General features: G+C 76.9%; 13 protein-coding genes. 6 read left to right on the forward strand and 7 right to left on the reverse strand.

Annotated elements, in window-relative coordinates; translation table 11 throughout:
- Positions 1 to 4 precede the first annotated feature (4 nt).
- The 4 genes from GNZ18_RS40870 to GNZ18_RS20895 form a co-directional block, all read right to left on the reverse strand.
- A complete protein-coding gene (locus GNZ18_RS40870) occupies positions 5 to 13,033 on the reverse strand; it encodes a type I polyketide synthase (RefSeq protein ID WP_173390841.1) in 13,029 nt (4,342 codons plus the stop codon).
- A 116-nt stretch (positions 13,034 to 13,149) separates the two neighbouring features.
- Entirely contained in the window at positions 13,150 to 13,848 is a 699-nt protein-coding gene (locus tag GNZ18_RS20885; RefSeq protein WP_156218221.1) for an HAD-IA family hydrolase, read from the reverse strand.
- Positions 13,838 to 14,941 carry a Gfo/Idh/MocA family protein gene (locus GNZ18_RS20890; protein WP_156218222.1) on the reverse strand — a complete coding sequence of 368 codons (1,104 nt, stop codon included), beginning with the start codon at positions 14,939 to 14,941 and terminating at the stop codon, positions 13,838 to 13,840. Before GNZ18_RS20890 ends, GNZ18_RS20885 begins: the two co-directional genes overlap by 11 nt.
- Positions 14,938 to 16,113, reverse strand: a complete 1,176-nt coding sequence (locus GNZ18_RS20895) for a DegT/DnrJ/EryC1/StrS family aminotransferase (protein WP_156218223.1) — start codon at positions 16,111 to 16,113, stop codon at positions 14,938 to 14,940. Before GNZ18_RS20895 ends, GNZ18_RS20890 begins: the two co-directional genes overlap by 4 nt.
- A 192-nt stretch (positions 16,114 to 16,305) precedes the next feature.
- On the opposite strand from GNZ18_RS20895, the gene GNZ18_RS20900 reads away from it, so the two are divergent.
- The 5 genes from GNZ18_RS20900 (at position 16,306) to GNZ18_RS20920 (ending at position 22,302) form a co-directional block, all read left to right on the forward strand.
- Positions 16,306 to 16,737, forward strand: a complete 432-nt coding sequence (locus GNZ18_RS20900) for a type II 3-dehydroquinate dehydratase (protein ID WP_242887707.1) — start codon at positions 16,306 to 16,308, stop codon at positions 16,735 to 16,737.
- Positions 16,734 to 17,660 (forward strand): ROK family protein, encoded by a 927-nt coding sequence (locus GNZ18_RS20905; RefSeq protein WP_214618016.1) that lies wholly within the window; start codon positions 16,734 to 16,736, stop codon positions 17,658 to 17,660. The genes GNZ18_RS20900 and GNZ18_RS20905 overlap by 4 nt, the downstream gene beginning before the upstream one ends.
- A complete protein-coding gene (locus GNZ18_RS20910; protein ID WP_312874649.1) occupies positions 17,644 to 18,681 on the forward strand; it encodes a 3-dehydroquinate synthase family protein in 1,038 nt (345 codons plus the stop codon). The genes GNZ18_RS20905 and GNZ18_RS20910 overlap by 17 nt, the downstream gene beginning before the upstream one ends.
- 1 nt (position 18,682) lies before the next feature.
- Positions 18,683 to 19,480 (forward strand): shikimate dehydrogenase family protein, encoded by a 798-nt coding sequence (locus tag GNZ18_RS20915; protein WP_156218225.1) that lies wholly within the window; start codon positions 18,683 to 18,685, stop codon positions 19,478 to 19,480.
- Positions 19,481 to 19,557: 77 nt separating this feature from the next.
- A complete protein-coding gene (locus GNZ18_RS20920; protein WP_156218226.1) occupies positions 19,558 to 22,302 on the forward strand; it encodes an ATP-binding protein in 2,745 nt (914 codons plus the stop codon).
- Here the strand turns inward: GNZ18_RS20920 and GNZ18_RS20925 are convergent.
- A complete protein-coding gene (locus tag GNZ18_RS20925) occupies positions 22,293 to 23,726 on the reverse strand; it encodes an MFS transporter (RefSeq protein ID WP_156218227.1) in 1,434 nt (477 codons plus the stop codon). The genes GNZ18_RS20920 and GNZ18_RS20925 overlap by 10 nt on opposite strands.
- A gap of 151 nt (positions 23,727 to 23,877) precedes the next feature.
- Between GNZ18_RS20925 and GNZ18_RS20930 the strand changes: the two genes are divergently transcribed.
- The gene (locus tag GNZ18_RS20930) at positions 23,878 to 24,438 is read left to right on the forward strand and encodes an NADPH-dependent FMN reductase (RefSeq protein WP_156218228.1); all 561 of its coding nucleotides are present in this window, start codon (positions 23,878 to 23,880) and stop codon (positions 24,436 to 24,438) included.
- A 136-nt stretch (positions 24,439 to 24,574) separates the two neighbouring features.
- Here GNZ18_RS20930 and GNZ18_RS20935 read toward each other — a convergent pair whose 3' ends face one another.
- Both GNZ18_RS20935 and GNZ18_RS20940 read right to left on the reverse strand, forming a co-directional pair.
- Entirely contained in the window at positions 24,575 to 25,042 is a 468-nt protein-coding gene (locus GNZ18_RS20935) for a TIGR03618 family F420-dependent PPOX class oxidoreductase (protein WP_308166064.1), read from the reverse strand.
- Positions 25,039 to 25,443, reverse strand: coding sequence for a TIGR03618 family F420-dependent PPOX class oxidoreductase (locus GNZ18_RS20940; protein WP_156218229.1), 405 nt, complete (start codon positions 25,441 to 25,443; stop codon positions 25,039 to 25,041). The genes GNZ18_RS20935 and GNZ18_RS20940 overlap by 4 nt, the downstream gene beginning before the upstream one ends.
- Between the last annotated feature and the right edge of the window lie 30 nt (positions 25,444 to 25,473).

Below are 25,473 nucleotides of genomic sequence, written 5' to 3' on the forward strand. Positions count from 1 at the left end.
TCCTTCAGACCTGTCCGAGTTCGTGGTCGACGAGCGCGAAGAGCTGGTCGTCGCTCGCCGCCTCCAGGTCGGGGCCAGGCTCGCCGGACCCGGCGAGGCGGGCGGTCAGGGCGTCGAGGCGCGCGAGGATCCGGTCGCGGAGCGCGCCGTCCACCGGGGGGTCGCCGAGCGCGCGTTCCAGCCGTTCCAGTTCGCGCAGGGCGGGCGGGGCCTCCTCGCGCGGCGCGACGCCGAGTTCGGCGCGCAGGTGCTCGGCGAGCGCGACCGGGGTGGGATGGTCGAAGACGGCGGTGGCGGCGAGCCGCACGCCCGTCGTCTCGGCGAGCCGGTTGCGCATCCGGACGGCGGCCAGCGAGTCGAACCCGGTGTCCTTGAACGCCTGGTCCGCCCGCACGGGCTCCCCGGCGGGGCGGCCGAGGACGTCCGAGGCGGTGGCGCGCACCAGTTCGACCAGCTCGCGGAGCCGCTCGGCCTCCGGAAGCCGGGCGAGGCGGTCGGCCAGGCCCTCCTCGGCCGGCGCGGCCACGGCCGCGGCCGCGCGCGGCGCCGTCCGCACCAGGCCGCGCAGCAGCGCGGGCAGCGTGCCCTCGCTCGCCCGGTCGCGGAGCGCCGCGTGGTCGAGCCGGGTGGGGACGAGCACGGCCTCGGCGCCGGCGCGCAGCGCGAGGTCCAGCAGCGCGAGGGCCTGCGATGACGAGAGCGCCACCTGGAGCCCCTCGGCGAGCCGGTCGCGGCCCGCTTCGCCGAGGCGGCCGGTGAGGCCGGACGCCTCGTCCCACAGGCCCCAGGCCAGCGAGACGGCGGGCAGCCCTTCGGCGCGCCGCGCCTCCGCCAGCCCGTCGAGGAACCCGTTGGCCGCCGCGTAGTTGCCCTGGCCCGGGTTGCCGAAGACCCCGGCGCCGGAGGAGAACAGGACGAACGCCGCCAGGTCCAGGTCGCGGGTCAGCTCGTGCAGGTGCCAGGCCGCGTCCGCCTTGGGGCGGAACACCGTGTCGACGCGCTCCGGGGTCAGCGACGCCAGCACGCCGTCGTCCAGCACGGCCGCCGTGTGCACGACGGCCGTCAGCGGGTGCTCGGCCGGTACCTCTGCCAGCAGGCGCGCGAGGGCGGCCCGGTCGGAGACGTCCGCCGCGACCACGCGCACCCGGGCGCCGGCCGCGCGCAGCTCGTCCGCCAGCTCGCCCGCGCCGGGGGCGGCCGGGCCCCGGCGGCTGACCAGCACCAGCTCGCGGACGCCGTGCACGGCGGCCAGGTGCCGCGCGACCAGCCCGCCGAGCGTCCCGGTGCCGCCGGTGACCAGCACCGTGCCGTCCGGGTCGAGTCCGGGCCCCGCGCCGCCGGCCCCCGCCCGCGCCAACCGGGGCGCGTGCAGCCCACCGGCGCGGACGGCGAGTTCCGGCTCGTCCGCCGCGTGCGCGGCGGGCAGCAGGGGGCGCGCGGCGTCCGGGTCGTCGGCCTCCACGAGCGTGATCGGCTCCGGGTCCTCCAGCCGTGCCGTGCGGAGCAGCCCCCGCACGGCCGACCCGGCGGGCCCGGGGCGGGTGAGGACGACCTTCGGGGGCCCGTCGGCGATCCCGCGCAGGGCCCGCTCGACCAGTGCGCGGGCCGCCTCGGGCGGCGCGCCGCCGGGCACGCCGGTGAGGTCGAGCACGTCCCCGGGCGCGAGCGGCGCGGCGTCCGGGGACGTCCGCACCGGCGTCCAGGCGATCCGGTGCAGGGCGTCGGCGGCGGGCTCGGCGGCCGGGCGCAGCACCAGCGAGCCGATCCCGGCGACCGGGCGCCCGGTCCGGTCGGTGATCGCGAAGGACACGGCGTCCTCGCCCGCCCGCGCGGCGTGCACGCGCAGCGCCGTGGCGCCGGACGCGTGGTGGGCGACGTCGTTCCAGGCGAACGGGAGGAGGGGCCTGCCGTCGGCGGAGCGCGGCGCCGCGCCCAGGTTCGCGGACTGGAGCGCCGCGTCCAGCAGGGCGGGGTGCAGGCCGAAGCCGTCCGCCGTGACGCCTTCTGGCAGCTCCACTTCCGCGAACACCTCGTCGCCTCGGGTCCACGCGGCGCGCAGCCCCCGGAACGCCGGGCCGTATTCGTATCCGCGCCCGGCGAGGCCGTCGTAGAAGGAGGCGAGGTCGACCGGCTCGGCTCCGGTGGGCGGCCACGCCACCGGCGCGGGGACGGGGCTGTCGGCCGTCACCCGGCCGGTGGCGTGCCGCGTCCAGGGGGCGTCCGGCTCGGGACGGGCGTGGACGCTCAGCGGGCGCCTCCCGGCATCGTCCTCGGCGCCGACGGAGACCGAGACCTCCACCGCGCCGTGGTCCGGGATCGCCAGCGGCGCCTCGATGACCAGGTCGTCCAGTGCGGTGGCGCCGGTCTCCCGCGCGGCCCGCAGGGCCAGCTCGACGAAGGCCGCGCCCGGCAGCAGGACGCGTCCCGCCACGGCGTGGTCGGCCAACCAGGGCCGGCCGGTGAGGGAGAGGCGGCCCGAGGCGAGCACGCCGCCGGTCTCCGGGTCGGGCGTGACCGTCTCCAGCAGGGACCCGGACGGCTCGATCCAGTACCGGCGCCGCTGGAACGCATACGTCGGCAGCCGCACCGGCCGGGGCGCCGGGGTGTGGAGCGCCGACCAGTCGACGGGCACGCCGCGCACCTGGAGCTCGCCGAGCGACAGCAGGAAGCGCCGCAGGTCGCCGTCGTCGCGGCGGAGCGAGCCGACGACGGCGGCCGGACGGTCCTCCAGGATCTCCTGGACGCTCGCCGAGAGCACGGGATGCGCGCTGACCTCGACGAACGAACGGAAGCCCTCCTCGGCGAGGGTCTCGACGGCGTCGGCGAAACGGACCGTCCGGCGCAGGTTGCGGTACCAGTAGCCGCCGTCGAGCGTCGTGGTGTCGAGCCACCGGCCCTCGACCGTGGAGAAGAACGGCACCCGCGACGGCTGCGGCGTGATGCCGTCGAGGAGCGCGGCCAACTCCTCCTCGATCGACTCGACGTGCGAGCTGTGCGAGGCGTAGTCGACCGCGATCCGCCGCACCCGGACGCCGTCGGACTCGCAGGCCCCGACCAGCTCGTCCAGGGCGCTCGGGTCCCCCGCGACGACCACCGACGACGGGCCGTTGACCACGGCGATCTCCAGGTCGCCGGTCAGCCGCGCGGTCACCTGGTCCAGCGGGAGCGCGACCGACACCATGCCGCCCCGGCCCGCCAGCCCGCGCGCGATGGCCTGGCTCCGCAGCGCCACCACGCGCGCCGCGTCCTCCAGGGAGAGCGCTCCGGCGATGTGCGCGGCGGCGATCTCGCCCTGCGAGTGCCCGACGACGGCGTCGGGACGGACGCCGAACGACTCCCACAGCCGCGCCAGTGCCACGTTCACCGCGAACGAGGCGGGCTGGACGACGTCCACCCGGTCCAGGGGGTCGGTCAAAGACCAGGCGACGTAGGGCTCCAGGGCCCGCGCCGCCTCGGCCAGCGCGTCGGCGAAGACCGGGGACGCCTCGGCGAGGGCGCGGCCCATCCCCGCCCACTGGGCGCCCTGGCCGGGGAACACGAAGACCGTCCGGCCCGTGACGTCCGCCGTGCCGGTGACCAGGGCCGGGGACGGGTAGCCCTGCGCCAGGGCGTCGAGCGCCTCGGCCGCCTCGTCCCGGTCGGCGGCCACGATGACGGCGCGGTCGGTGAGGGCCGCTCGGGCGGTGGCCAGCGCGTGCCCGATCTCCGCCCCGGCCGGGGCGCCGTCCTGCCTGGCGAACGACGCGAGCCGGGCCGCCTGCGCCCGCAGCGCCTCCGGCCCGCGCGCCGACACCGGCCACACCGTCACGGCCGGTTCCGCGGCCTCGGCCGCGGCGACCGGCTCGGCGACCGGCTCCGCCTCCTCGATGATCACGTGGGCGTTGGTGCCGGACACCCCGAACGACGACACGCCCGCCCGGCGCGGACGGCCGACCTCGGGCCACTCGCGCGGCTCGTCCAAGAGCCGGACGTCGCCCGCCGACCAGTCGATCCGCGACGACGGGGTCTCCGCGTGCAGGGTCCGGGGCAGCACGCCGTTGCGGAGCGCCTGCACCATCTTGATCACACCGGCCACGCCCGCGGCCGCCTGTGTGTGGCCGAGGTTCGACTTGACCGAACCCAGCCACAGCGGCCGGTCGTCCGGGCGGTCCTGCCCGTAGGTCGCCAGAAGTGCCTGCGCCTCAATGGGGTCGCCCAGCCTCGTGCCCGTCCCGTGGGCCTCGACGGCGTCGACGTCGGCGCCGGTCAGGCCGGCGTTCGCGAGCGCCTGGCGGATCACCCGCTCCTGGGAGGGGCCGTTCGGCGCGGTCAACCCGTTGGACGCCCCGTCCTGGTTCACCGCCGAACCCCGCACGACCGCCAAGACCTCGTGGCCGTTGCGGCGCGCGTCCGACAGGCGCTCCAGCACCAGCACCCCGACGCCCTCCGACATGCCGAAGCCGTCGGCGTCCTCGCCGAACGCCTTGCAGCGGCCGTCGGCGGCCAGCCCGCGCTGCCGGGAGAAGCCGACCACGCCCTCCAGCGTGGACATGATCGAGACGCCGCCCGCGAGCGCCAGCGAGGACTCGCCCGAGCGCAGCGACTGCGCGGCCAGGTGCAGCGCCACCAGCGACGACGAGCACGCCGTGTCCACCGTCACCGCCGGGCCCTCCAGTCCGAGCGAGTAGGAGACCCGGCCGGTCAGCACGCTCGCCGCGGTGCCGATGACGAGGTAGCCCTCGTCGACCCGGTCGCGGGCGGCGTTCGTCCCGTAGTCCTGGCCGTGCGTCCCGACGAAGACACCGGTGGGGGTCCCGCGCAGCGAGGTGGGGTCGACGCCCGCCCGCTCCAGCGCCTCCCACGACACCTCCAGCAGCAGCCGCTGCTGCGGGTCCATGGCCAGCGCCTCGCGCGGGTTGACGCCGAAGAAGTCCGCGTCGAAGTCGGCCACGCCGCGCAGGAACCCGCCGCCCCGGACGTAGGTCCGGCCCGGCGCGTCGGGGTCGGGGTCGCGGACGCCGTCGAGGTCCCAGCCGCGGTCCGCCGGGAAGGCGGTGACCGCGTCGCCGCCGGTGGTCACGAACCGCCACAGGTCCTCGGCCGAGTCCACGTCCCCGGGGAAGCGGCACGCCATCGCCACGATCGCGACGGCGTCCGAGCCCGCGACCGCCGAGGACACCGACCGGGGCGCAGCCGCCGTCCCGGAGAGCGCGGAGCGCAGGTGCGCGGCCAGCCGCTCGGCCGTGGGATGGTCGAAGACCAGCGTCGCGGGCAGGCGGAGCCCGGTGGCCTCGGCCAGCCGGTTGCGCAGTTCCACCGCCGTGAGGGAGTCGAGGCCGAGCTCCCGGAACGCGCGTCCCGGTTCGACGGCGTCGGGCCCGGCGTGCCCGAGGACGGCGGCCGCCGCGCCCCGCACGACGTCGAGCAGGTCGCTCGCGTGCGGGATCTCGGGGCCGGTCTCCGCCCGCCGGGCCTTGGCGGGCGCCAGGGAACGCAGCAGCGGCGGCACCTCGCCGCCCGCGCGGACGGCCGCGAGGTCCAGCCGGATCGGCACGAGCGCCGGGCGGTCGCTCTCCAGCGCGGCGTCGAACAGCGCGAGGCCCTGCTCGGCGGTCAGCGGACGGGTCCCGGCGCGCGCCATCCGCGCGAGGTCGGTGTCGGAGAGCCGTCCGCCCATCCCTTCGGCCCCGCCCCACAGCCCCCACGCGAGGGAGACCGCGGGCAGTCCCCGCTCACGCCGGTGGCGGGCGAGCGCGTCGAGGAAGGCGTTCCCGGCCGCGTAGTTGCCCTGCCCCGGGCTGCCGAACGTGGCGGACGCCGAGGAGTACAGCACGAACGCGGCGAGGTCGAGGTCGCGGGTCAGCTCGTGGAGGTTCCAGGCGCCGTCCACCTTGGGCGCGAGGGCGGCGTTCCAGGCGTCCGGTCCGAGCGAGGCCAGCACGCCGTCGGCGACGATCCCGGCCGCGTGGACCACGCCGGTGAGCCGGTCGGCGACCTGCCCGACGACCGCGGCGAGGGCGTCCCGGTCCGCCACGTCGGCCGCGACGGCCCGCACCCGCGCCCCGTGCCCGGACAGCTCCTCGACCCATTCCTCCGGCGCGCCGGACCGCGAGAGCAGGACCAGCTCCGCGACGCCGTGCGCCCGGACGAGGTGCCCGGCGACGAGCCGGCCGAGCCCGCCCGTCGCGCCGGTGACCAGCACGGTCCCGCCCGCCAGCCGCGAGCGCTCCGGCGGCTCCGGGAGCGGCGCGCGGGTGAGGCGCGCCACCAGCACGCGCCCCTCGCGCACCGCGAGCCGCGGTTCCTCGGAGACCAGCGGGAGCGCGGCGGCGACCGCCGCGTCGGTCGGGTCGCCGGTGACCAGGGACGCGAACCGGCCGGGGTGCTCCGACTGCGCGCTGCGCACCAGGCCGCGGACCGCCTCGTGCGCGAGGTCGTCCGGCCGGGTGACGACCAGGAGTCGGGCCGAGGCCGCGCGCGGGTCGTCCGGCCACTCGCGCAGGACGCGCAGGACGTCGAGCCCCACCGCGCGGACGCGCTCGGCGAGCGGCAGCGCGGGGTCGCCGCCTTCCACGCGGTGCACGACGACCTCCGGCACCGGACGCACCGCCTCGTCCGCCGGAACCCACGTCACCTCGAACATCCGGCCGCGCGCGCCGCCCGAGGCGAGGCGGCCGGGTTCGAGCGGGCGCAGCGTGAGCGACGCGACGTCCACCACCGGCGTCCCGGACGGGTCCGCCGCGCTGATGGACACGGCGTCGGGCCCGATCGCGGTCAGGTGGACGCGCAGCGTCCGCGCGCCGGTCGCGTGCAGGCGCACACCCGACCACGAGAACGCCAGGCGCGGCCGGTCGGGGTCGGGCAGCAGCCGCGCGGCGGCGATCGGGTGCAGGGCGGCGTCGAGCAGCGCGGGGTGGAGACCGTAGCCGTCCAGGTCGACGTCCTCCGGGAGCCGGAGCTCGACCCACGCCTCCCCGTCGCCCGCCCAGGCCGCCCGGACCGCGTGGAAGGCCGGGCCGTAGTCGACGGTGAGGTCGTCGTAGAAGCCGTCGAGGTCGAGCGGGCGCGCGGCGGCGGGCGGCGGCCAGGGGACGGCCGTGCCGGGACGGGTGTCGTCGGTCAGCGTCGCGGTGGCGTTCTCGGTCCACTCCGCGTCGGCGCCGTCGCGCGTGTGGACGCGGACGGTCCGTCCCTCCACGTGGAACTGGACGTCGAGCGCCCCGCCCTCGGGCACCACGATCGGCGCGGACCCGGTCAGCTCGGCGACGGCGGGCGCGCCGCGCGCGTCGCCGATGTGGTGGAGGACGTCGAGCAGCGCGGTGCCGGGCAGCAGCACGGCGCCGTCCACGCGGTGGTCGGCGAGCCATCGCGGGTCGCGCGCGGTCAGCCGCCCGGTGAGCACGGCGCCGTCCGCTCCGGCGAGCGGGACGAGCGCGTCGAGCAGCGGGTGCCCGGCCGCCTCCGCCCCGGCTCCGGCGCCCCGGGCGGGTTCGAGCCAGTAGCGCTCGCGCTGGAAGGCGTAGGTCGGCAGCGCGACCGGACGCGGCTCGGCGCCCGCGAACACCGCCGTCCAGTCGACCGGGACGCCCCGCACGTGCAGTTCGCCGAGCGAGAGCAGCAGGCGCCGCGTGCCGCCGTCGTCGCGGCGCAGCGTCCCGACGACCACCGACGGCTCCGGCGCGAGCTCCGCGATCGCGGGCGCCAGCACGGGATGCGCGCTGACCTCGACGAACGCGCGGAAGCCCTCGTCGGCGAGGGTCTCGACGGCGTCGGCGAAACGGACCGTCCGGCGCAGGTTGCGGTACCAGTAGCCGCCGTCGAGCGTCGTGGTGTCGAGCCAGCGGCCCTCGACCGTGGAGAAGAACGGCACCCGCGACGGCCGTGGAGCGAGGCCGTCGAGCAGGGCGGCCAGCTCGTCCTCGATCGACTCGACGTGGGAGGTGTGCGAGGCGTAGTCGACCGGGATCCGCCGCGCGCGCACACCCTCGGCCTCGCAGGCCGCGACCAGCTCGTCCAGGGCGTGCGGGTCGCCCGCGACGACCACCGAGGCCGGGCCGTTGACGGCCGCGATCTCCAGCCCGGGGACGAGCCGGGCGGCGGCCTCCTCGACCGGCAGCGCGACCGACACCATCCCGCCCCGGCCGGACGGGCCGCGCGCGATGGCCTGGCTCCGCAGCGCCACCACGCGCGCCGCGTCCTCCAGTGACAGCGCCCCGGCGACGTGCGCCGCGGCGATCTCGCCCTGGGAGTGGCCCACGACCGCGTCCGGTGCCACGCCGTAGGAGCGCCACACCTCCGCCAGCGCGACCATGACCGCGAAGGAGGCGGGCTGCACGACGTCCACCCGGTCGAGGGGGCCGCGCAGCTCCTCGGTGAGCGACCAGTCCACGTGGGCGGAGAGCGCGGCGGCGACCTCGGCCAGCCGGGCGGCGAAGACCGGCGACGTCTCCAGCAGCTCCGCGCCCATCCCGGCCCACTGCGTGCCCTGGCCGGGGAACACGAACACCGTCCTGCCGTCCACGTCGGCGACGCCCGACACGACGTCCTGCGCGGGGACCCCCTCCGCGAGCGCGCCCAGCCCGGCGGCGGCCTCGTCCCGGCCGCCCGCCACGACCACCGCGCGGTGGTGCAGCGCGGCGCGGGTCGTGGCCAAGGAGGAGGCGATGTCGGCCGGCCGGGTCTCGGGACGGGCGAGGACGTCGTCGCGCAGCAGCCCGGCCTGCGCGCGCAGCGCGGCCGCCGCGCGGGCGGAGACCGGCAGGGCGACCACGTCCAGGTCGGGCGCCGAGGGGACGCCGGGGGACGCGGCGTCCGGAGCCTGCTCGATGATCACGTGGGCGTTGGTGCCGGACACCCCGAACGACGACACCCCCGCCCGGCGCGGACGGTCCACCTCGGGCCAGCCGCGCGCCTCGTCCAGCAGCCGGACGCCGCCGGACGACCAGTCCACCTTCGACGACGGCGCGTCCACGTGCAGGGTCCTGGGCAGCACGCCGCTGCGGAGCGCCTGCACCATCTTGATCACACCGGCCACGCCCGCCGCCGCCTGCGCGTGCCCGATGTTCGACTTCAGCGACCCGAGCCACAGCGGCTGATCGTCCGGGCGGTCCTGGCCGTAGGTCGCCAGCAGTGCCTGCGCCTCGATGGGGTCGCCCAGCCTCGTGCCCGTGCCATGGCCCTCGACGGCGTCGACGTCGGCGCCGGTCAGACCGGCGTTCGCGAGCGCCTGGCGGATCACCCGCTCCTGGGAGGGGCCGTTCGGCGCGGTCAACCCGTTGGACGCCCCGTCCTGGTTCACCGCCGAGCCGCGCACCACCGCCAAGACCTCATGGCCGTTGCGGCGCGCGTCCGACAGGCGCTCCAGCACCAGCACCCCGACGCCCTCGGACCAGGCGGTGCCGTCGGCGGCCTCGGCGAACGCCTTGCAGCGGCCGTCGGCGGCCAGCGCGCCCTGCCTGGTGAACTCGACGAACGACGTGGGACGGGCCATCACGGCCACTCCCCCGGCCAGCGCCAGCGACGACTCGCCCGAGCGCAGCGACTGCGCCGCCAGGTGCAGCGCCACCAGCGACGACGAGCACGCCGTGTCCACCGTCACCGCCGGGCCCTCCAGCCCCAGCGTGTAGGACACGCGGCCGGAGGCGACGCTGCCGGAGTTGCCGGTGCCCAGATAGCCCTCCAGGTCGGCGGGCACGTCGCCGAGGTCGGTCGCGTAGTCGTGGTACATCAGGCCGGAGAAGACGCCGACGTCGCGGCCGCGCAGCGAGGTGGGATCGACGCCCGCCCGCTCCAGCGCCTCCCACGACACCTCCAGCAGCAGCCGCTGCTGCGGGTCCATGGCCAGCGCCTCGCGCGGGGAGACGCCGAAGAACGCCGCGTCGAAGTCCCCGGCGTCGTGGAGGAACCCGCCGTGCCGCGTGGCCGAGCGCAGGGACTCCAGGTCCCAGCCCCGGTCGGCGGGGAACCCGGTGATCGCCTCCGCGCCCTCGGCGACGAGGCGCCACAGGCCGTCGGGGGAGGAGATCCCGCCGGGGAGGCGGCACGCCATGCCCACGATCGCGACGGGCTCGCCGGACGAGACGTGCGGGACGGCGGCGGCCCCGGCGGTGTCCTCGCCGAGCAGCGCCGCCCGCAGGTACCGCGCCACGGCGAGCGGGGACGGGTGGTCGAAGGCCAAGGTGGCGGGGAGCGCCAGGCCCGACCGGACGACGAGCCGGTCGCGCAGCGCGACCGCGGTCACCGAGGTGAGGCCCAGGTCGCGGAAGGCCGCGTCGGCGGGGACGTCGCCGCCGTCCCCGAGCAGACCGGCGACCTCCGCGCGGACCAGGTCGCTCAGCAGCCGGTCGCGGTCGCTCTCGCCGGGCAGGTCCAGGAGGCGGCGGCGCAGTCCGGCCGTCACGGCGCCGTCGGCCGCCACCGGGGCCGACGAGGACGACGGCGCCTCGACCAGGCCGCGCAGCGGGGCGGGCACCTCGTCGGCCCGCAGCGCCGCGAGGTCCAGGCGGAACGCGGCGAGGCAGGTGTCGCCGGACGCGAGCGCCGCGTCCAGCATCGCCGTGCGCTCCTGGGCCGTGAGCCGCCCGGCGCCGGGCGGCGGCGCGCCGCCCTCGACGGGCCCGACCGCCAGCGAGAGTGCGGGCAGCCCCCCGGCCGCGCGGCGGCGGGCCAGCGCGTCGAAGGAGGCGGCCGGCGCGGCCTCGTCCTCCCGCCCCGCGGCCCCCAGAAGCCCGGTGACCGGGGAGAGCAGCACGAACGCGTCCAGGTCCCAACCGGCGGCGAGTTCGGACAGGCGCACCGCGTCGTCCCCGTCGCCGGATGCGTGCACGACGGCCCCGACCGGGCCGTGCGCGGCGAGCGCGGCGGTGTCGAGGTCGGCGGCGGCGACCTCGACGCCCCGCTCGTCCAGGTCGGCGCGCAGGTCCGCCGCGCCGCGCTCGCCCGCCAGCACCAGCCTCCGGACGCCGTAGGCGCCGGTCAGGTGGCGGGCGACGGCGGCGCCGAGTTCGCCGTCCGCGCCGGTGAGGAGGACGGCCCGGTCCGCGCCGAACGGGGGCCGGGCACCGGCGTCCGCCGCCGTGGCGACCCGCGCCGCGCGCGGCACCAGCGGCACGCCCGACCGGACGGCCGCCTGCGGCTCGCCCGCCGCCACCACCTCGGCGGCGAGCCGCTCGGCGTCGGCGCCCGCGACGGCGTCCAGGTCGAGCAGCGTGAACCGGCCCGGGAACTCGGCCTGGACGCAGCGCACCACGCCCCATACCGCGGCCTGCCCGGCATCCGGACCGGCGTCCGTGCCCTCGACGCCGACCGCCCCGCGCGTCACGACGACGCGGTGCGCGCCCGCGTTCCGCTCGTCGCCCGCCCACTCCCTCAGCCGGGCGGCGAGGCCGTGCGCGTCCGCCGCCAGGACGACCTCGGGTGCGGCGTCGCCCGAACCTGACCGGCCCGGGACGGAGGGCAGCGGGATCCAGTCCAGCCGGAACAGCGTGTCGTGGCGGCCCGCGCCGGACGCGCGCAGCCGCGCCGGGCGCTCCAGCAGGACGCGGCGGGTGACCTTCCCCGAGGCCGTGCGCGGGACCTCGTCGATCTCGTACAGCTCCTCCGGCACCTTGAAGTAGGCGAGGCGCTCCCGGCAGGCGGCGAGCAGCGCCTCCGGGTCCAGGCCGTCCGGGCCCGGCACCACGAAGGCCACCGGCACCTCGCCGAGCACCTCGTGCGGGCGCCCGGCGACCGCGACGTCGGCGACCCCGGGCCGGCCGCGCAGGACCTCCTCCACCTCTCCCGGGTGGATGTTCTCGCCGCCCCGGATGATCAGTTCCTTGATCCGCCCGGTGATGGTGAAGTAGCCGGCCGCGTCCCGCCGGGCCAGGTCGCCGGTGCGGTACCAGCCGTCGCGGAACGCGGCGGCGGTGGCCTCGGGCTGGTTGTGGTAGCCGGCCATCACGCTCGGGCCGCGGACCCAGACCTCGCCCTCCTCGCCCGGCCCGGCGTCCACGCCGGTCTCGGGGTCCACCAGCCGCACGCCGAGGCCCGGCACGGGCAGGCCGCACGACCCCTCGACGCGGGCGCCGGTCGGCCAGTTGATCGTGATGGACCCGCAGGTCTCGGTGCTGCCGTAGGCGTCCAGCAGCGGCGCGCCGAACGCCTCCTCGAACTCCCGGCGCAGCGCCGCCGTGGTGACCGCGCCGCCGACCAGGCACATCCGCAGGTGCGGCGCCCGGAACCCGTCCTCGCGCGCGGCGCGGACGAGGTGGTGGTACATCGTCGGGACGCCCGCGAGGAACGTGGCCCCGTCCTCGCGCAGCGCGGCGAGCACCTCGGCCGCGCTGAAGCCGTCCAGGACGCGCGCGGTCGCGCCGACCGCCGTGACGCCGAGCACGCACGCGATGTGGGAGAGGCTGTGGAACAGCGGCAGCGGCCACAGGACGCGGTCCTCGGCCGTCAGCCCCGGCACCGGGACGTAGCAGGCCGCGACCGACCACAGGCAGTTGCGCTGGGTGGACACGACCCCCTTCGGCCTGCCGGTGGTGCCGGAGGTGTAGAGCATCCACGCCGGGTCGTCCAGGCCGAGGTCGTCGCGGGCGGGCGTGACGGGCTCGGTCCCCGCGAGCGCCTCGAAGGAGAGCGCCCCCGGCGGGGCGTCGCCCACGACGACGACCGTGATGTCCGGCCGGTCCCGGAGCACGCGGCCCAGCGGCGCGCCGGGCGCGGCGTGCGCGGCCTCGGTGAGCACCAGCCGGGCGCCGCTGTCGTCGAGGAGGTGCGCCAGCTCCGCCTCGGTGAGGCGCGGGTTCACCGGGACGCCGACCGCGCCCGCCCGGACCAGCGCCAGATAGCCCTCGACCATCTCGACGCGGTTGCCGAGCAGGAGGGCCGCGCGGTCGCCCGGCTGGAGCCGGCGCTCGGCGAGATGGCCCGCGAGGCGGCGCGTCCGCGTTTCCAGTTCCGCATAGGCGACGGCCCGCCGCGCGTCCCGGAAGGCGATCTTCCGGGGAGCGCGGCGGGCGTGTTCGGTCAACAATTCGGGCAGCGGCCGAATCAGCTCCGTTCGCAGCATCCCGGCGCATCCCCCAAAGAGAGTGGGTCCTGAACGAAAAGCGCTCGCGAATGGTCGCGGGCCCGTGCGGTCCAGTCTCTTCAAAGAACGGTCCGGGCAATCCCCTAACCGTCCCCCTAAGGGTCCTTACGCGCGGCAGGGGCCGCGGCGGGAACGGAATCGAGGGGCGGGCCCAGCAGGCCCAGCAGGTCGGCGGGGCGGCGCAGCACCGCGTCCGGCCGCTCGGCCAGCAGCGGCGCGGGATCGCCCTCGCCCCACAGCGCGGCGACCGCCACGACCCCGGCGCCCCGGGCGCTGCGCAGGTCGGTGACGGCGTCGCCGACCATCACCGCCTCCGCCGCGCGGACGCCGAGCAGGTCCAGGGCGTGCTCGACGATGTCGGGCGCGGGCTTCGGGCGCGGCACCTCGTCCGAGCCGATGATGTGCTCGAAGTGCCCGGCGATGCCGAGCACGCGCAGCAGCGACCGCGCCCTCGGCCCGCTCTTGCCGGTCGCGACGGCGAGCCGCAGCCCGCGCCGGTTCAGCTCCGCCAGCAGCGGCCCGACGCCGTCGAAGACGGTGACCTCCCCCGCGAGCCGGTAGCTCTCCCGGACGAACGGCTCCTCGATCTCCGCCGGCAGGCCCATGATGCGCATGATGTCGGGGAAGTAGCGGCCGAGATGCTTGCTGTACTCCTCGAACGGCGCGGGGCCGTCGCCCATCACCTCGGCGTAGGCGGTGCGGAACGCGCGGCGCATCACCTCGAAGCTGTCGACGATGACGCCGTCGAGGTCGAAGACCACCGCGCGCGTCACGCCGGGGAGCTCACCGGCCATGCCCGGCCCCCGCTCCCGCCAGCTCCGGCGCCCGCCCGGCCGACCGCGCCGAGTCGTACAGCCGCTCGATCGCCGCGATCATCTCGCGGGCCCGCCCGATCGCCGCGCCGCCGCGCGCCGGGTCGGCCAGCAGGCCGGGCAACTCGTCGAGCTGGCGGGAGTACTCGGCGCCGACCGGCTCCCCCGGCACCGGCACGGCCCGGGTGACGCCGCGCCCGGTGCGCACGAGCGTCGAGGACTCCTGCCGGTTCGTGCTGAACCCGAACGTGCAGCGCAGCGCGGCCGTCCCGGCGCCGCCCTCGACGGTGATCGCGGTGACGTCGCGGGCCTCGTGCGAGGCCCAGCTCGTCCGCAGCGCGACCGAGACGCCCCGGTCGGTGACCAGGAAGCCGCGCGCGGTGTCCTCGACGTCGCCGGCGGCGAGCGGGCCCGGGGCGCCGTCCCCGACGTCCTTCCAGCGCGCGCGGCGCGAGTGGTCGTTGACGAAGTCGGCGGAGACCGTCCCGACGACCTGGTCGAAGACCACCGGGCCGAGCAGCGGCTCGACGGTGTCGAGCAGGTGCCAGCCGAGGTCGAGGAGCGCGCCGCCGCCCGCCTGCTCGCGCCGGACGAACCAGCCGCCCGCCGCGGGCACGCCGTGCGCGCGCACCCAGGACAGGTCCACGTGCCGGATCGGGCCCAGCTCGGCCGCCAGGCCCAGCAGCGCCTGGACGTCGGCGCGGTACCGGGCGGCGCTCCCGGCCAGCAGGACCGCGCCGCCCTCCCGCTCGGCCGCCGCGAGCCGGTCGGCCTCGGCCACGCTGAGGCACACCGGCTTCTCCACGAAGACCGGCACGCCCCGGGCCAGCAGCCGGGCCGCGACGGGGCTGTGCAGGTGGTTCGGGACGGCCACCACCGCGAGGTCGACCAGCGCCGGATCGAGGTCCTCGACGGAGGCCACCGCGACCGGCGCCCCCGCCGCCGCGCGCGCGTCCGCGTCGGGATCGACGACGGCGGTGACCGTGTAGCGCTCGTGCTCGTGCAGCCGGGGCAGCCAGATCCGCCGCCCCGCCCAGCCGAGGCCGACCAGCGCGACCCTCAGCCGGGCGCTCATTTCGCGGTGCCCTGGCGCGCCGTGGCGTCCGCGACGGCGGCGGCGACGATCTCGGCCACCCGGTGGATCTGCTCCTCGGCCGCGAGCAGCGTGCGGTGGTGCAGCCAGACGCCGTCCGCGGAGAGCGCGTCGGCGTTCGGGCAGCGCGCGGCCAGCTCGTCCACGGTCGCGTCCGGCGCGCCGGTCTCCCAGAACGCGTCGGTGCGGTAGATCGCGCGGAACACCACGAACGCGGGCACGCCGCGGGAGACGAGGTCGTCGACGAGCGCGTCGCGCCGCTCCCCCGCCAGCCCCGGGACGCGGAACATCGCCATGTAGTGCGGCACCCGGTCGGCGCGGGGGTCGCGCCCCTGCGGGACGACGCCCGGGATCTCCGCCAGCAGCCGGGCGAGCAGCGGCGCCCGCCGCTCCCGCGTGTCGGCCTGCTCGTCCACCCGGCTGAGCTGGGCGCGCAGGACGGCGGCGGAGAACTCGTTCAGGCGGAAGTTCGACCCCGAGGTCCGGTGCCGGTAGCCGCGGTCCTCACGCGGCCGCCCGCAGCTGTGCCGCAGGAACGCCTCCTCGTAGGACTCGCGGTCGGGGAAGGTGACCGCGCCGCCCTCCCCGGCCGTCATCAGCTTGCCGTTCTGGAAGCTGTAGGCGGCGACGGAGCCGAACTCCCCCACCCGCCGGCCGTTCCAGCGGGCGCCCTGGGCGTGCGCCGCGTCCTGGACGAGCGGGACGCCGCTGTCGGCCGACAGCTTGGCCAGCCCGTCCATGTCGGCGATCTGCCCGGCCATGTGCACCGGCATGATCGCCCGGGTGCGCGGCCCGACCGCCCGCTCGGCGGCCGCCACGTCGATGCAGTAGGTCTCGGGGTCGACGTCCACCGGCACCGCCACCGCCCCGAGCCGCTGCGCCGCCTGCGAGGAGGAGATGAAGGTGAACGCCGGCACCACGACCTCGTCGCCCTCGCCGACCCCGAGCACCTGGAGCGCCAGCTCCAGGGCGTGCGTCCCGTTCGTCACGGCGAGCGCGTGCCGGGCGCCCTCGTGCTCGGCGAACTCCCGCTCGAAGGCGTCGACCTCGCCGCCGCCCATGCGCCACCACTGGCCCTGCTCCAGCGCGCGGATCAGCCCCGCCCGCTCCCGCTCGTCATACTGCGGCCACTCCGGCAACCCGATATCGCTCATCTGCGCCACGTCCTCCGCGAAATGCGTGCCCGACTGTGCGGCAAACCGTCCCTCAGCGGGGATTTCATCGGCACCGTACCCAAGCGGCGGACGTTTTTCATATCCCCTATCCACCCCCCTATATTTCCCTTGCCCAAGGGATGCGACGCCCTTTCACCCATCAATTGCGCGGCGCATGTTATAACAGCGGTCGTGCAGTTGCTTTTGTTGAACGGACCGAACCTCGGGATTCTCGGACGCCGGGAACCGGAGATCTACGGGACCGACACGCTGGCCGACATCGAGTCCCTCGTGCGCGCGGAGGTGGCGGCGCGCGGCTGGGAGGTCGTGTCGGTGCAGCGCGAGTCGGAGGGCGAGCTGATCGAGGCGGTGCACGCCCGGTGGGACACGGTCGGCGCGATCGTGAACCCGGGCGCGCTGATGATCGCGGGCTGGGGTCTGCGCGACGCGCTCGCCGCCTACCCCCGCCCGTGGATCGAGGTGCACCTGTCGAACGTGTGGGCGCGCGAGAGCTTCCGCCACGAGTCGGTGCTGGCGCCGGTGGCCGACGGGGTGGTCGTCGGGCTGGGCTCGCTCGGCTACCTGCTCGCGGCGCGGGCGCTGACGGCGCTGGTGCCGCGGTGACGGGGGCCGCGGCGAGGGAGGCCCCGGCGCGGCTCGGCATCGACGTGGGCGGAACGAAGGTCGCGCTGCGGCTGGCCTCCGGCGGCCGGGCGCCCCGCGACACCGCGTTCCGCTGGCCCTCGGGCCGCCCGCCGGACCCGGAGGCGGACTGGGCCGCGCTGGCCCGCGAGGTCGCGCGGCTGCGCGCCGGGGCGCCGGTCGGGGCCGTGGGCGTGGCGCTGCCCGCCACCGTCGGGCCGTCGGGGCGCGTCACGGCGTGGCCGGGCCGCCCCGGCTGGGCCGGGCTCGACGTGGGCGCGCGGCTGCGCGCGCTGTTCCCCGGCGCCGCCGTGCGCTGGGCCGACGACGGGGACCTGGCGGCGCTCGCCGAGGCGGAGCGGGCGGGCGCGGCGGGCGTGGTCTACCTCGGGGTCGGCACGGGCGTCGGCGGCGGCGTCGTGCTGGACGGCGCGCCCGTCACCGGCTGCGAGGTCGGCCACCTGGTCGTCGACCGGTCCGCGCGGGAGGAGCGGTGCGACTGCGGCCGGTTCGGCTGCGTCCAGGCGGCCGCGTCGGGCCCCGCGATCCTGCGGCGGGCCGCCCGCCTCCGGGGCCGCGCGGTCGCGTTCGCGGAGCTGCGCGACGCGCTGCCCGCCGGGGAGGGTTGGGCGGCCGGCGCGCTGGAGCCCGCCTTCGACGCGCTCGCCGCCGCGGCGACGAGCCTCGGCGAGCTGTTCCACCCGGAGGTCGCCGTGCTCGGCGGCGGGGTGGCCGCCGCGCTGCCCGGGTTCACCGAGGCGGTCGCCGGACGCGTCGCCGCGTACGCGCGTCCGGGGTACGCGCCGCCGCCGGTGCGGCGGGCGGAACTGGGCGGTCTGTCGTCCCTGCACGGCGCCGTGCTGCTGGCGGAACGAGAGGAGGCCCACCGTGGCCGGACGAGGTGAGCAGGCCGTCAAGGTGGAACTGGGCGAGCGCGCCTACGAGGTGCTGATCGGGCCCGGGGTGCGCGCCGCGCTGCCCGGGGTCGTCGCCGGGATCGGGGCGCGGCGCGCGGTCGTCGTCTCGGCCAGGCCGCCGGAGTGGACGCCCGACCCCGGGGTGCCGTCCACGGTGGTCCAGGCGCGGGACGGGGAGGTCCACAAGACGCTGGCGTGGGTGGAGGAGCTGTGCCGGCGCTTCGCCGACGCCGGGCTGACCCGCTCGGACGCGGTCGTCTCCTGCGGCGGCGGCACCACGACCGACGCCGTGGGGCTGGCGGCGTCCCTCTACCACCGGGGCGTGGCCGTCGTGCACCTGCCGACCTCGCTGCTGGCGCAGGTGGACGCCAGCGTCGGCGGGAAGACCGCGGTGAACCTGCCGCAGGGCAAGAACCTCGTCGGGGCGTACTGGCAGCCCCGCGCGGTCCTCTGCGACACCGACTACCTGGAGACGCTGCCCGAGCGCGAGCGGGTCAACGGGTACGGGGAGATCGCGCGCTGCCACTTCATCGGCGCGGGCGACCTGCGCGGGCGACCCGTCGAGGAGCAGATCGCCGCGAGCGTCGCGCTCAAGGCCGCGATCGTGGCCGCCGACGAGCGGGACGCGGGGCCCCGGCACCTGCTCAACTACGGGCACACGCTCGGCCACGCGCTCGAACGCGCGACCGGCTACCGGATGCGGCACGGCGAGGCGGTGGCGGTCGGGACGGTGTTCGCGGGCCGGCTCGCCGGGCTCCTCGGCCGGATCGGCCCGGACCGCGTCGCCGAGCACCGCGCGGTCGTCGCGGCCTACGGGCTGCCGACCGCGCTGCCCGCCGGCGCCGGACGCGACGCGGGCGCGCTCGTCGACCTCATGCGGCGGGACAAGAAGGCCACGGACGGGCTGGCGTTCGTGCTGGACGGCCCGCGCGGCGCCGAGCTGGTGCGCGACGTCCCCGAGTCGCGGGTCGCCGCCGCGCTCGCGGCGATGCCGGTCGGGGAGGGCTGAGATGGGGCGGATCACCGGGACCACCCGGCTGCTGGCCGTGCTGGGCGACCCGATCGAGCAGGTCCAGGCCCCGGCGCTGGTCAACGCGCTGCTGGAGCGGGTCGGCCGGGACGCCGTCCTCGTCCCCGTGCACGTGCGCCCGGCCGACCTGGCGGAGGTCGTCGCTGGGCTGCGGCGCGTCGGCAACCTGGACGGCCTGCTCGTCACCGTCCCGCACAAGATCGAGATCTGCCGGTACGCGGACGAGCTGGCCCCGGCGGCGGCGTTCACCGGCAGCGCGAACGCCCTCCGCCGCGAGGCCGGCGGGCGTTGGCGCGCGGACAACTTCGACGGCGCCGGCTTCGTCGGCGGGCTGCGCGGCGCCGGGCACGACCCGGACGGCCGCCGGTTCGCGCTGGTCGGCGCCGGCGGGGCCGGAGCCGCCGTGGCGGCGGCGCTCCTGGAGGCCGGCGCCGCGCACCTGTCGGTCTGCGACACCGACCCCGGCCGCCTCGACGCCCTGCTCCGCCGCCTCGCCGGGCGCTGGCCGGGCCGGGTGACCGGCTCGGCCGCGCCGCGCGTGCGGGACGCCGACGTCGCGGTCAACGCGACCCCGCTCGGGCTGCGCCCGGACGACCCGCTGCCGTTCGACCCCGCCGCGCTGCGTCCCGGCGCCGTGGTCGCCGACATCATCATGCGGCCCCGGGAGACCCGGCTGCTGCGGGCGGCCGCCGCGCTCGGGCTCGCCGTCCATCACGGAATCCACATGCTCGATCACCAGCTGGAGTGTTATGCAGACTTCTTCCGTATCGACCGCTGACGCCTTCCCAATACAGATAAACTCGATAGAATTAGTATGAAATATGAAGAGTCGAGACGAGCGAGAGGGGGATCCCCTTGCGATTCAGCCTGCTCGGCCCGCTGGAGGCGCGGCGAGACGACCGGCCCGTCCCGCTCGGCGGGGTCAACCAGCGCGCGGCCCTGGGCTTCCTGCTGCTGCACGCCAACACCGTGGTGTCCACCAGCGACCTCATCCGCGCGCTCTGGGACGATCCCGTGCCGCCCACCGCGCGCAAGATGGTGCAGAACGCGATCGCCGCCGTGCGCCGCGCGCTCCCCGCGGACGGGCAGGTGGCGCTCCGGACCGCCCCGCCCGGCTACCTGCTCCGCGTGGATCCCGGCGACATCGACGTGACCCGCTTCCACGCGCTGGTGGACCGGGGCCGCGCCGACTTCCGGGCGCAGCAGTGGGAGCCCGCCGCCCGGCGGCTGCGTGAGGCGCTCGCGCTCTGGCGGGGGCCCGCGATGGCCGACGTGACCGAGACCGGCACCGTCTGGCCCGAGCTGACCATGCTGGAGGAGACCCGGCTGGCCGCGCTGGAGGACTGCCTGGAGGCCGAACTCGCCCTCGGCCGCCACCACGCGCTGATCGGCGAGATGACGTCACTGGCCGAGGAGGAGCCCGCGCGCGAGCGGCTGTGCGGCCTGCTCATGCTGGCGCTCTACCGCTGCGGGCGGCAGCCCGAGGCGCTGGCCGCCTACCAGCGCCTGCGCGACATCCTGCGGGACGGCTTCGGCCTCGACCCCGCGCCCGAGCTGCGGGACCTGGAACGGGACATCCTCAACCAGCACCCCGGCCTGGCCCCGCCCCTGCGCACGGCGCGCGACGCGGCGGTGACCATCGAGGGCGCGGTGGCCGCCGAAGGCGCGGAGGCCGCCGCGCCGGCACCGGAGCGGGCTCCCGCTCCCGCGGGCACGCGGCGCTCCGTCTCCGAGCGCAAGCGCGCGAGCGTCCTGCAGGTGCGCACCCGCGTGGACGTGGGCTACGGCGACTCCGAGTGCGTGGACGAGGCGCTCAACGAACTGGCCCGCGTCATCAACGAGGAGGCCCGGCGCTACGGCGGGCTGGTCCGCGAGACGCTGGGCTCGGTGCGTCCGGTCGTGTTCGGCTTCCCCCGCTCCCACGAGGACGACCCGGAACGTGCCATCCACGCGGCGCTCGCCATCCGCGAGCGGATCACGCGGCGGGTCTCGGCGTTCCTCGGCGTCCAGATCGCGATCGCCACCGGCGAGGTCCTCGCGACCTACCGCGACGAGGGCGACACCGTCCCGGCGCAGCTGTCGGGGACGGTGCCGCACGCGGCCGAGCAACTGCTGGCGCACACCCCGCCCGGCACCATCCGGGTGTGCCGCGCGACCGCCCGCGCCGCCGGCCTGCCCCCGCTCCCCGAGGGCGACGACGTCGCCGCGGCCGGGCGCGAGCTGACGCTGCCGCCGCCCGCCCCGGCGCCCCCCTCGGCCGGCACCGGCGCACCGCTCCTCGGCCGGGACCGCGACCTCGCGATCCTCCGCGGCCTGCTGGGCGACGTGGAGCGCAGGCAGCGCCCGCACATGGCCACCATCCTCGGCGAGCCCGGCATCGGCAAGAGCCGCCTCATCGCCGAGTTCGTCGCGGGCCTGCCCGGGCCCGTGCTCGTCGGCCGCACCCCGCCGTACGCGGGCGAGCCCCTCGCGCCGCTCGCCGACACGCTGCGCTCGCTGCCGGACGGCGCGGACCCGGCCCTGCGGATCGAGCGGGCGCCGGCCGAGGCCGGCGGGGCGGAGTGGCGCCGCCACATCACCGGCCTCGCGCTCGACACCCCTGTGACGATCGTGCTGGAGGACCTGCACCGGGCCGACGGCGCGCTGCTGGACCAGGTCGAGGACCTGACCGAGCGGCTCCCCCCGGTCCCGCTCCTGATCGTGGTGACGGCCCGGCCCGAGCTGCGGCAGTCGCGGCCGCGCTGGGGGTGCGGCAAACGCGACGTCACCACGCTCACCCTGGACACGCTCTCCCCCGAGGACGCGGGCGCGCTCCTGCCCCGCGCCTCCGACCCCCAGGTGCTCGGCCTGGTCGGCGGCAACCCCCGGCACGCGGAGGAGTACGCGCGCGCCGTCCGCGCGTGCACCGGCGGCGCGAACGACGGCGCCCCGCCCGTCCCCGCTCGGCTGCGCGCCCTGCTCACCGCCCGCATCGACACGCTCTCGCTCCCCGAGCGCGCGGTCCTGCGGGACGCCACGTTCTTCCAGGGCCGGGTGCGGGTCGAGGGCGTCGCCGCCCTCTCCGGCCGCACCACCGAGGAGACCGCCGAGATCCTCTACGCCCTGGAGCGCAAGGACTTCCTGGTCCGATGGCGCCCCATCACCACGCCCCTGGTCCCCTCCGGCTGCTTCTGGGGGGAGGACCCGCCGCGCGCCCCGGAACGGGCCAGCGACCGCGAGTACTCCTTCCGCCAGCCGCTCCTGCGCGAGATCGCGCACGCCCAGCTCCCACGCAGCCAGCGGATCGCCGGGCACCGGCGCGCGATCGCCTGGATCGCCACGCTGCCCCCCGGCGAGGTCGACCTCCTCGTCCACCACTACCGCCAGCTGGTGGTCCTCAACTCCCCGCAGCTCGCGAACGACGTCGCGCGGCAGGCGCGGCACGCGCTGCTGGACGCCGAGCGCCGCGCGACCGCCGCGGGCGCCCACGACACCGCCGCCCGCTGCCGGCGGGCCGCACGCGACCTGCGTCCGGCGCCGCCGCCCCGGCCGGCGCCCGCCCGCGCCGCGTCCCGCCGCGTGCGGCGCGTGGGCGACCCGCCCGTCGCCAGCTACAACTGACCGTCCGGACGGCGGTCGCGCGGCAGCGTCAGCGCGACCGCCGCCGCGAGCGCGACCAGCACCGCGCCCGCGACGAAGCCGAGCCGGTAGCCCTCGGTCAGCGCGGCGCGCCGGGCGGCGCCGGCGGCGCCCTCGTCACCGGTCGCGGCGGCGGCCAGCGCCGCCATGGCCGCGAGCCCGAGCGCGCCGCCGACCTGCTGCGCCGTGCCGGTCACGCCGGAGCGGACCCCGGAGTCGGCGTCGGACGCGCCGGTCATCGCGAGCGCGGTCGCCGCCGGGAGGACCAGGCCCGCCGAGACGCCGAGCACCAGCATCGCGGGCAGCGCGTCGACCGCGAACGCGCCCGCGTCCGGCACGCGGGCCAGCCAGCCGAACGCGAGGATCCCGGCGCCCAGCCCCGCGAGCAGCACCCGCCGCACGCCGAGCCGGACGATCAGCGGCCCGGCGAGCCCCAGCGAGGTCGCCCCGATCACGGCCGAGGCCGCCAGGTAGGCGAGCCCGGTCTCCAGCGAGTCCAGGCCGAGCACCTCCTGGAGGTAGAGCGTGACGAGGTACTGGAACCCGAACATCGCGCCGACGAACAGGGCCTGGAGCAGGTTCCCTCCCGACAGCGCCCGGGACCGGAACATCGACAGCTCCAGCAGCGGGGCCGCGGCCCGCCGCTGCCGCAGCACGAAGCCCGCCAGCAGCGCCAGGCCCGCCGCCGCGAGCGCGGCGGAGACCCCCGCGCCGAAGCCGTCGGGCCCGAGACCGCCGATCGCGAGCACCAGCAGCATCAGGCCGCCGGTGACCAGCGCGGCGCCGAGCAGGTCGGCCCCGCCGTCCCGGCCGCCGCCGTGGTCGGGGGCCAGCGTCCGGCGGCCGAAGGCCAGCAGCAGCGCGCCGATCGGGAGGTTCACCAGGAACATCCACCGCCACCCGGCCAGCTCGGTGAGCACGCCGCCGCCGAGCGCGCCGACCGACCCGCCGCCCGCGGCCACGAACGCGATCACGGTGATGGCCCGGACCCGCTCCCGGCCCTCGGGGAACAGCACCACGACCATCCCGGTGATCACCGAGCCCGCCATCGCGCAGCCCACGCCCTGGACGAACCGCGCGGCCACCAGCGGCGCCGCGCTCCCGGCCGCGCCGCACAGCGCGGACGCGGCGGTGAACACCGCGATGCCGCCGAGGAAGACCCGGCGCCGTCCGAACAGGTCGCCGAGCCGCCCGCACAGCAGCAGGAGCCCGCCGAAGGCGACGAGGTAGCCGTTGACGACCCAGGACAGCTCGGCGCCGGCCAGGCCGAGGTCCTCGCGGATGCGCGGCAGCGCCACCGCGACGCCGGTGCCGTCGACGATCAGCATGAGCTGGCCGGTGGCCAGCACCGCGAGGGCCGGGCGGCCCGAGCGCGCCGTTCTCACCGCGGTCTCCGCGACGTCCATCGAGCCCCCTTCTTTGCCGCCGATTGTTCCGCCCGCGATCCAATTCGGGTAGAGGGAACATCGGTGTTACCACGGGAAGGAAAAGTGCCTTCTTTCGCCGCCCGCGGAGATCGTGAACAATTGGGTTCAGCCGAAAGACAGGGAACGGGAAATGACAAAGATCGCCATTATCGTCGGTAGCACGCGGCCGGGCCGGATCGGCCGTGCGGTGGCGGACTGGGTGCACCTGGTCGCCTCCAAGCGCACCGAGGCCGAGTACGAGGTCGTCGACATCGCCGACCACGGCCTGCCGCTCTACGACGAGCAGATCCCCGCGGCGGTCGGGCAGTACGCCGGCGACCACACCAAGGGCTGGGCCGAGGTCGTCGCCGGGTACGACGGCTTCGTCGTGGTGACCCCCGAGTACAACCACGCGCCGCCCGCCGCCCTGAAGAACGCGTTCGACTTCGTCTACGCCGAGTGGGCCAACAAGGCGGTCGGCTTCGTCGGGTACGGCGCGGTCGGCGCCGCGCGGGCCGTCGAGCACCTCAAGCTGGTCGCGACCGAGCTGAGCCTGGCGTCGGTGGCCGCGCAGGTCACCCTGCTGATCCCCGGGGACTTCCCGAGCTACCCCGAGTTCACGCCGCAGGAGTTCCGCGAGGCGGAGCTGGAGCGCGTGCTGACCCAGGTCGAGTCCTGGTCGAAGGCGCTGGCCACCGTCCGGGCCGCCTGACGCCCTCCCCAGATCCCCCCGCGCGTGGGCGCGGGCACCCTCCCGCCGGGTGCCCGCGCCCACGTGTGTCCGAGGTCTTCCGTGGTCTTCCGTGCGTCTTCCGTGCGTCTTCCGTGCGTCCGAGGTCTTCCGTTCCTCAGGGGACGTCCAGCCGCGTCCCGTACAGGCGCGCGACCCGCAGCCTGATCACCAGCCTGCGGTCGGCGACCATCTGCTCCAGGAACGCCTTCTCGTCGGCGGCCTCCGCGAACGGCGGCTGGAGTGCGAGCAGCTCGCGGCCGGCGGGGTCGCCGGGCGCCTCGCTGACGGCCGACAGCTCGGCCCGCCCCTGCGCGACGGCGAAGGCCAGATAGTCGGCGCTGGTCACATACAGCGCCGCGCGGGGGTCGTGGCGCAGCCGCCGCACCTTGGCCCGGTCGGCGGTGGTGCTGATCCGCGCCGTCCGCTCCACCGGGTCCCAGTGGTAGGCGACGGTGGACAGGTGCGGGTGGCCGTCGCGCTTGTTCGCGGCCAGCGCGCCCATCGCGTGCCCGGCCACCAGCGCCGTCAGCTCCTCGTCGGACAGGGGCAGCGGCCCCGGCCCCTGCCCCGGCCCGTACGTCACTTCTGCGTCTCCGGCGGGAACGGGATCACCTTGTGCGGGACGATCTGGACGACCACCCGCGACACGTCGTCCACGTCGTGGACCTCGTCGAGGTACTTCAGCGTCAGCTCGTCGGCCAGTTCCTTGCCGCCGCCCTCCAGCACCTTCGCGGTGCCGCGGATCTCGATCGAGACGATCGGGTTCTCGATGTCGAACACCGACACGTTGACCCTCGGGTCGCGGGAGATGTTGCGCTCGGTGCGGCGGCCCGCGTGGGTCACGAACAGCAGGGAGTCGTCCTCGCCGCGTTTGATCAGGACGATCGAGGAATGCGGGCTCCCGTCCTCGTTCACCGTGGCGACGACGGGGAAATTCTTGTTGTCGATGAATGCCCGTGTCCGCTCATCGAGTTTCTCAGCCATGCGATGAATGTATAAGCCGTGGTGGGCGCG

Origin of the sequence: Actinomadura litoris (genome assembly GCF_009733595.1) — a bacterium.
GTDB lineage: Bacteria > Actinomycetota > Actinomycetes > Streptosporangiales > Streptosporangiaceae > Spirillospora > Spirillospora litoris.

Bases quoted from the DNA above. Each gene is read 5' to 3' on its own strand.
- GNZ18_RS40870 (WP_173390841.1), bottom strand. From the start codon at position 13,033: ATGCTGCGAACGGAGCTGATTCGGCCGCTGCCCGAATTGTTGACCGAA.
- GNZ18_RS20885 (WP_156218221.1), bottom strand. From the start codon at position 13,848: ATGGCCGGTGAGCTCCCCGGCGTGACGCGCGCGGTGGTCTTCGACCTC.
- GNZ18_RS20890 (WP_156218222.1), bottom strand. From the start codon at position 14,941: ATGAGCGCCCGGCTGAGGGTCGCGCTGGTCGGCCTCGGCTGGGCGGGG.
- GNZ18_RS20895 (WP_156218223.1), bottom strand. From the start codon at position 16,113: ATGAGCGATATCGGGTTGCCGGAGTGGCCGCAGTATGACGAGCGGGAG.
- GNZ18_RS20915 (WP_156218225.1), top strand. From the start codon at position 18,683: ATGGGGCGGATCACCGGGACCACCCGGCTGCTGGCCGTGCTGGGCGAC.
- GNZ18_RS20925 (WP_156218227.1), bottom strand. From the start codon at position 23,726: ATGGACGTCGCGGAGACCGCGGTGAGAACGGCGCGCTCGGGCCGCCCG.
- GNZ18_RS20930 (WP_156218228.1), top strand. From the start codon at position 23,878: ATGACAAAGATCGCCATTATCGTCGGTAGCACGCGGCCGGGCCGGATC.
- GNZ18_RS20940 (WP_156218229.1), bottom strand. From the start codon at position 25,443: ATGGCTGAGAAACTCGATGAGCGGACACGGGCATTCATCGACAACAAG.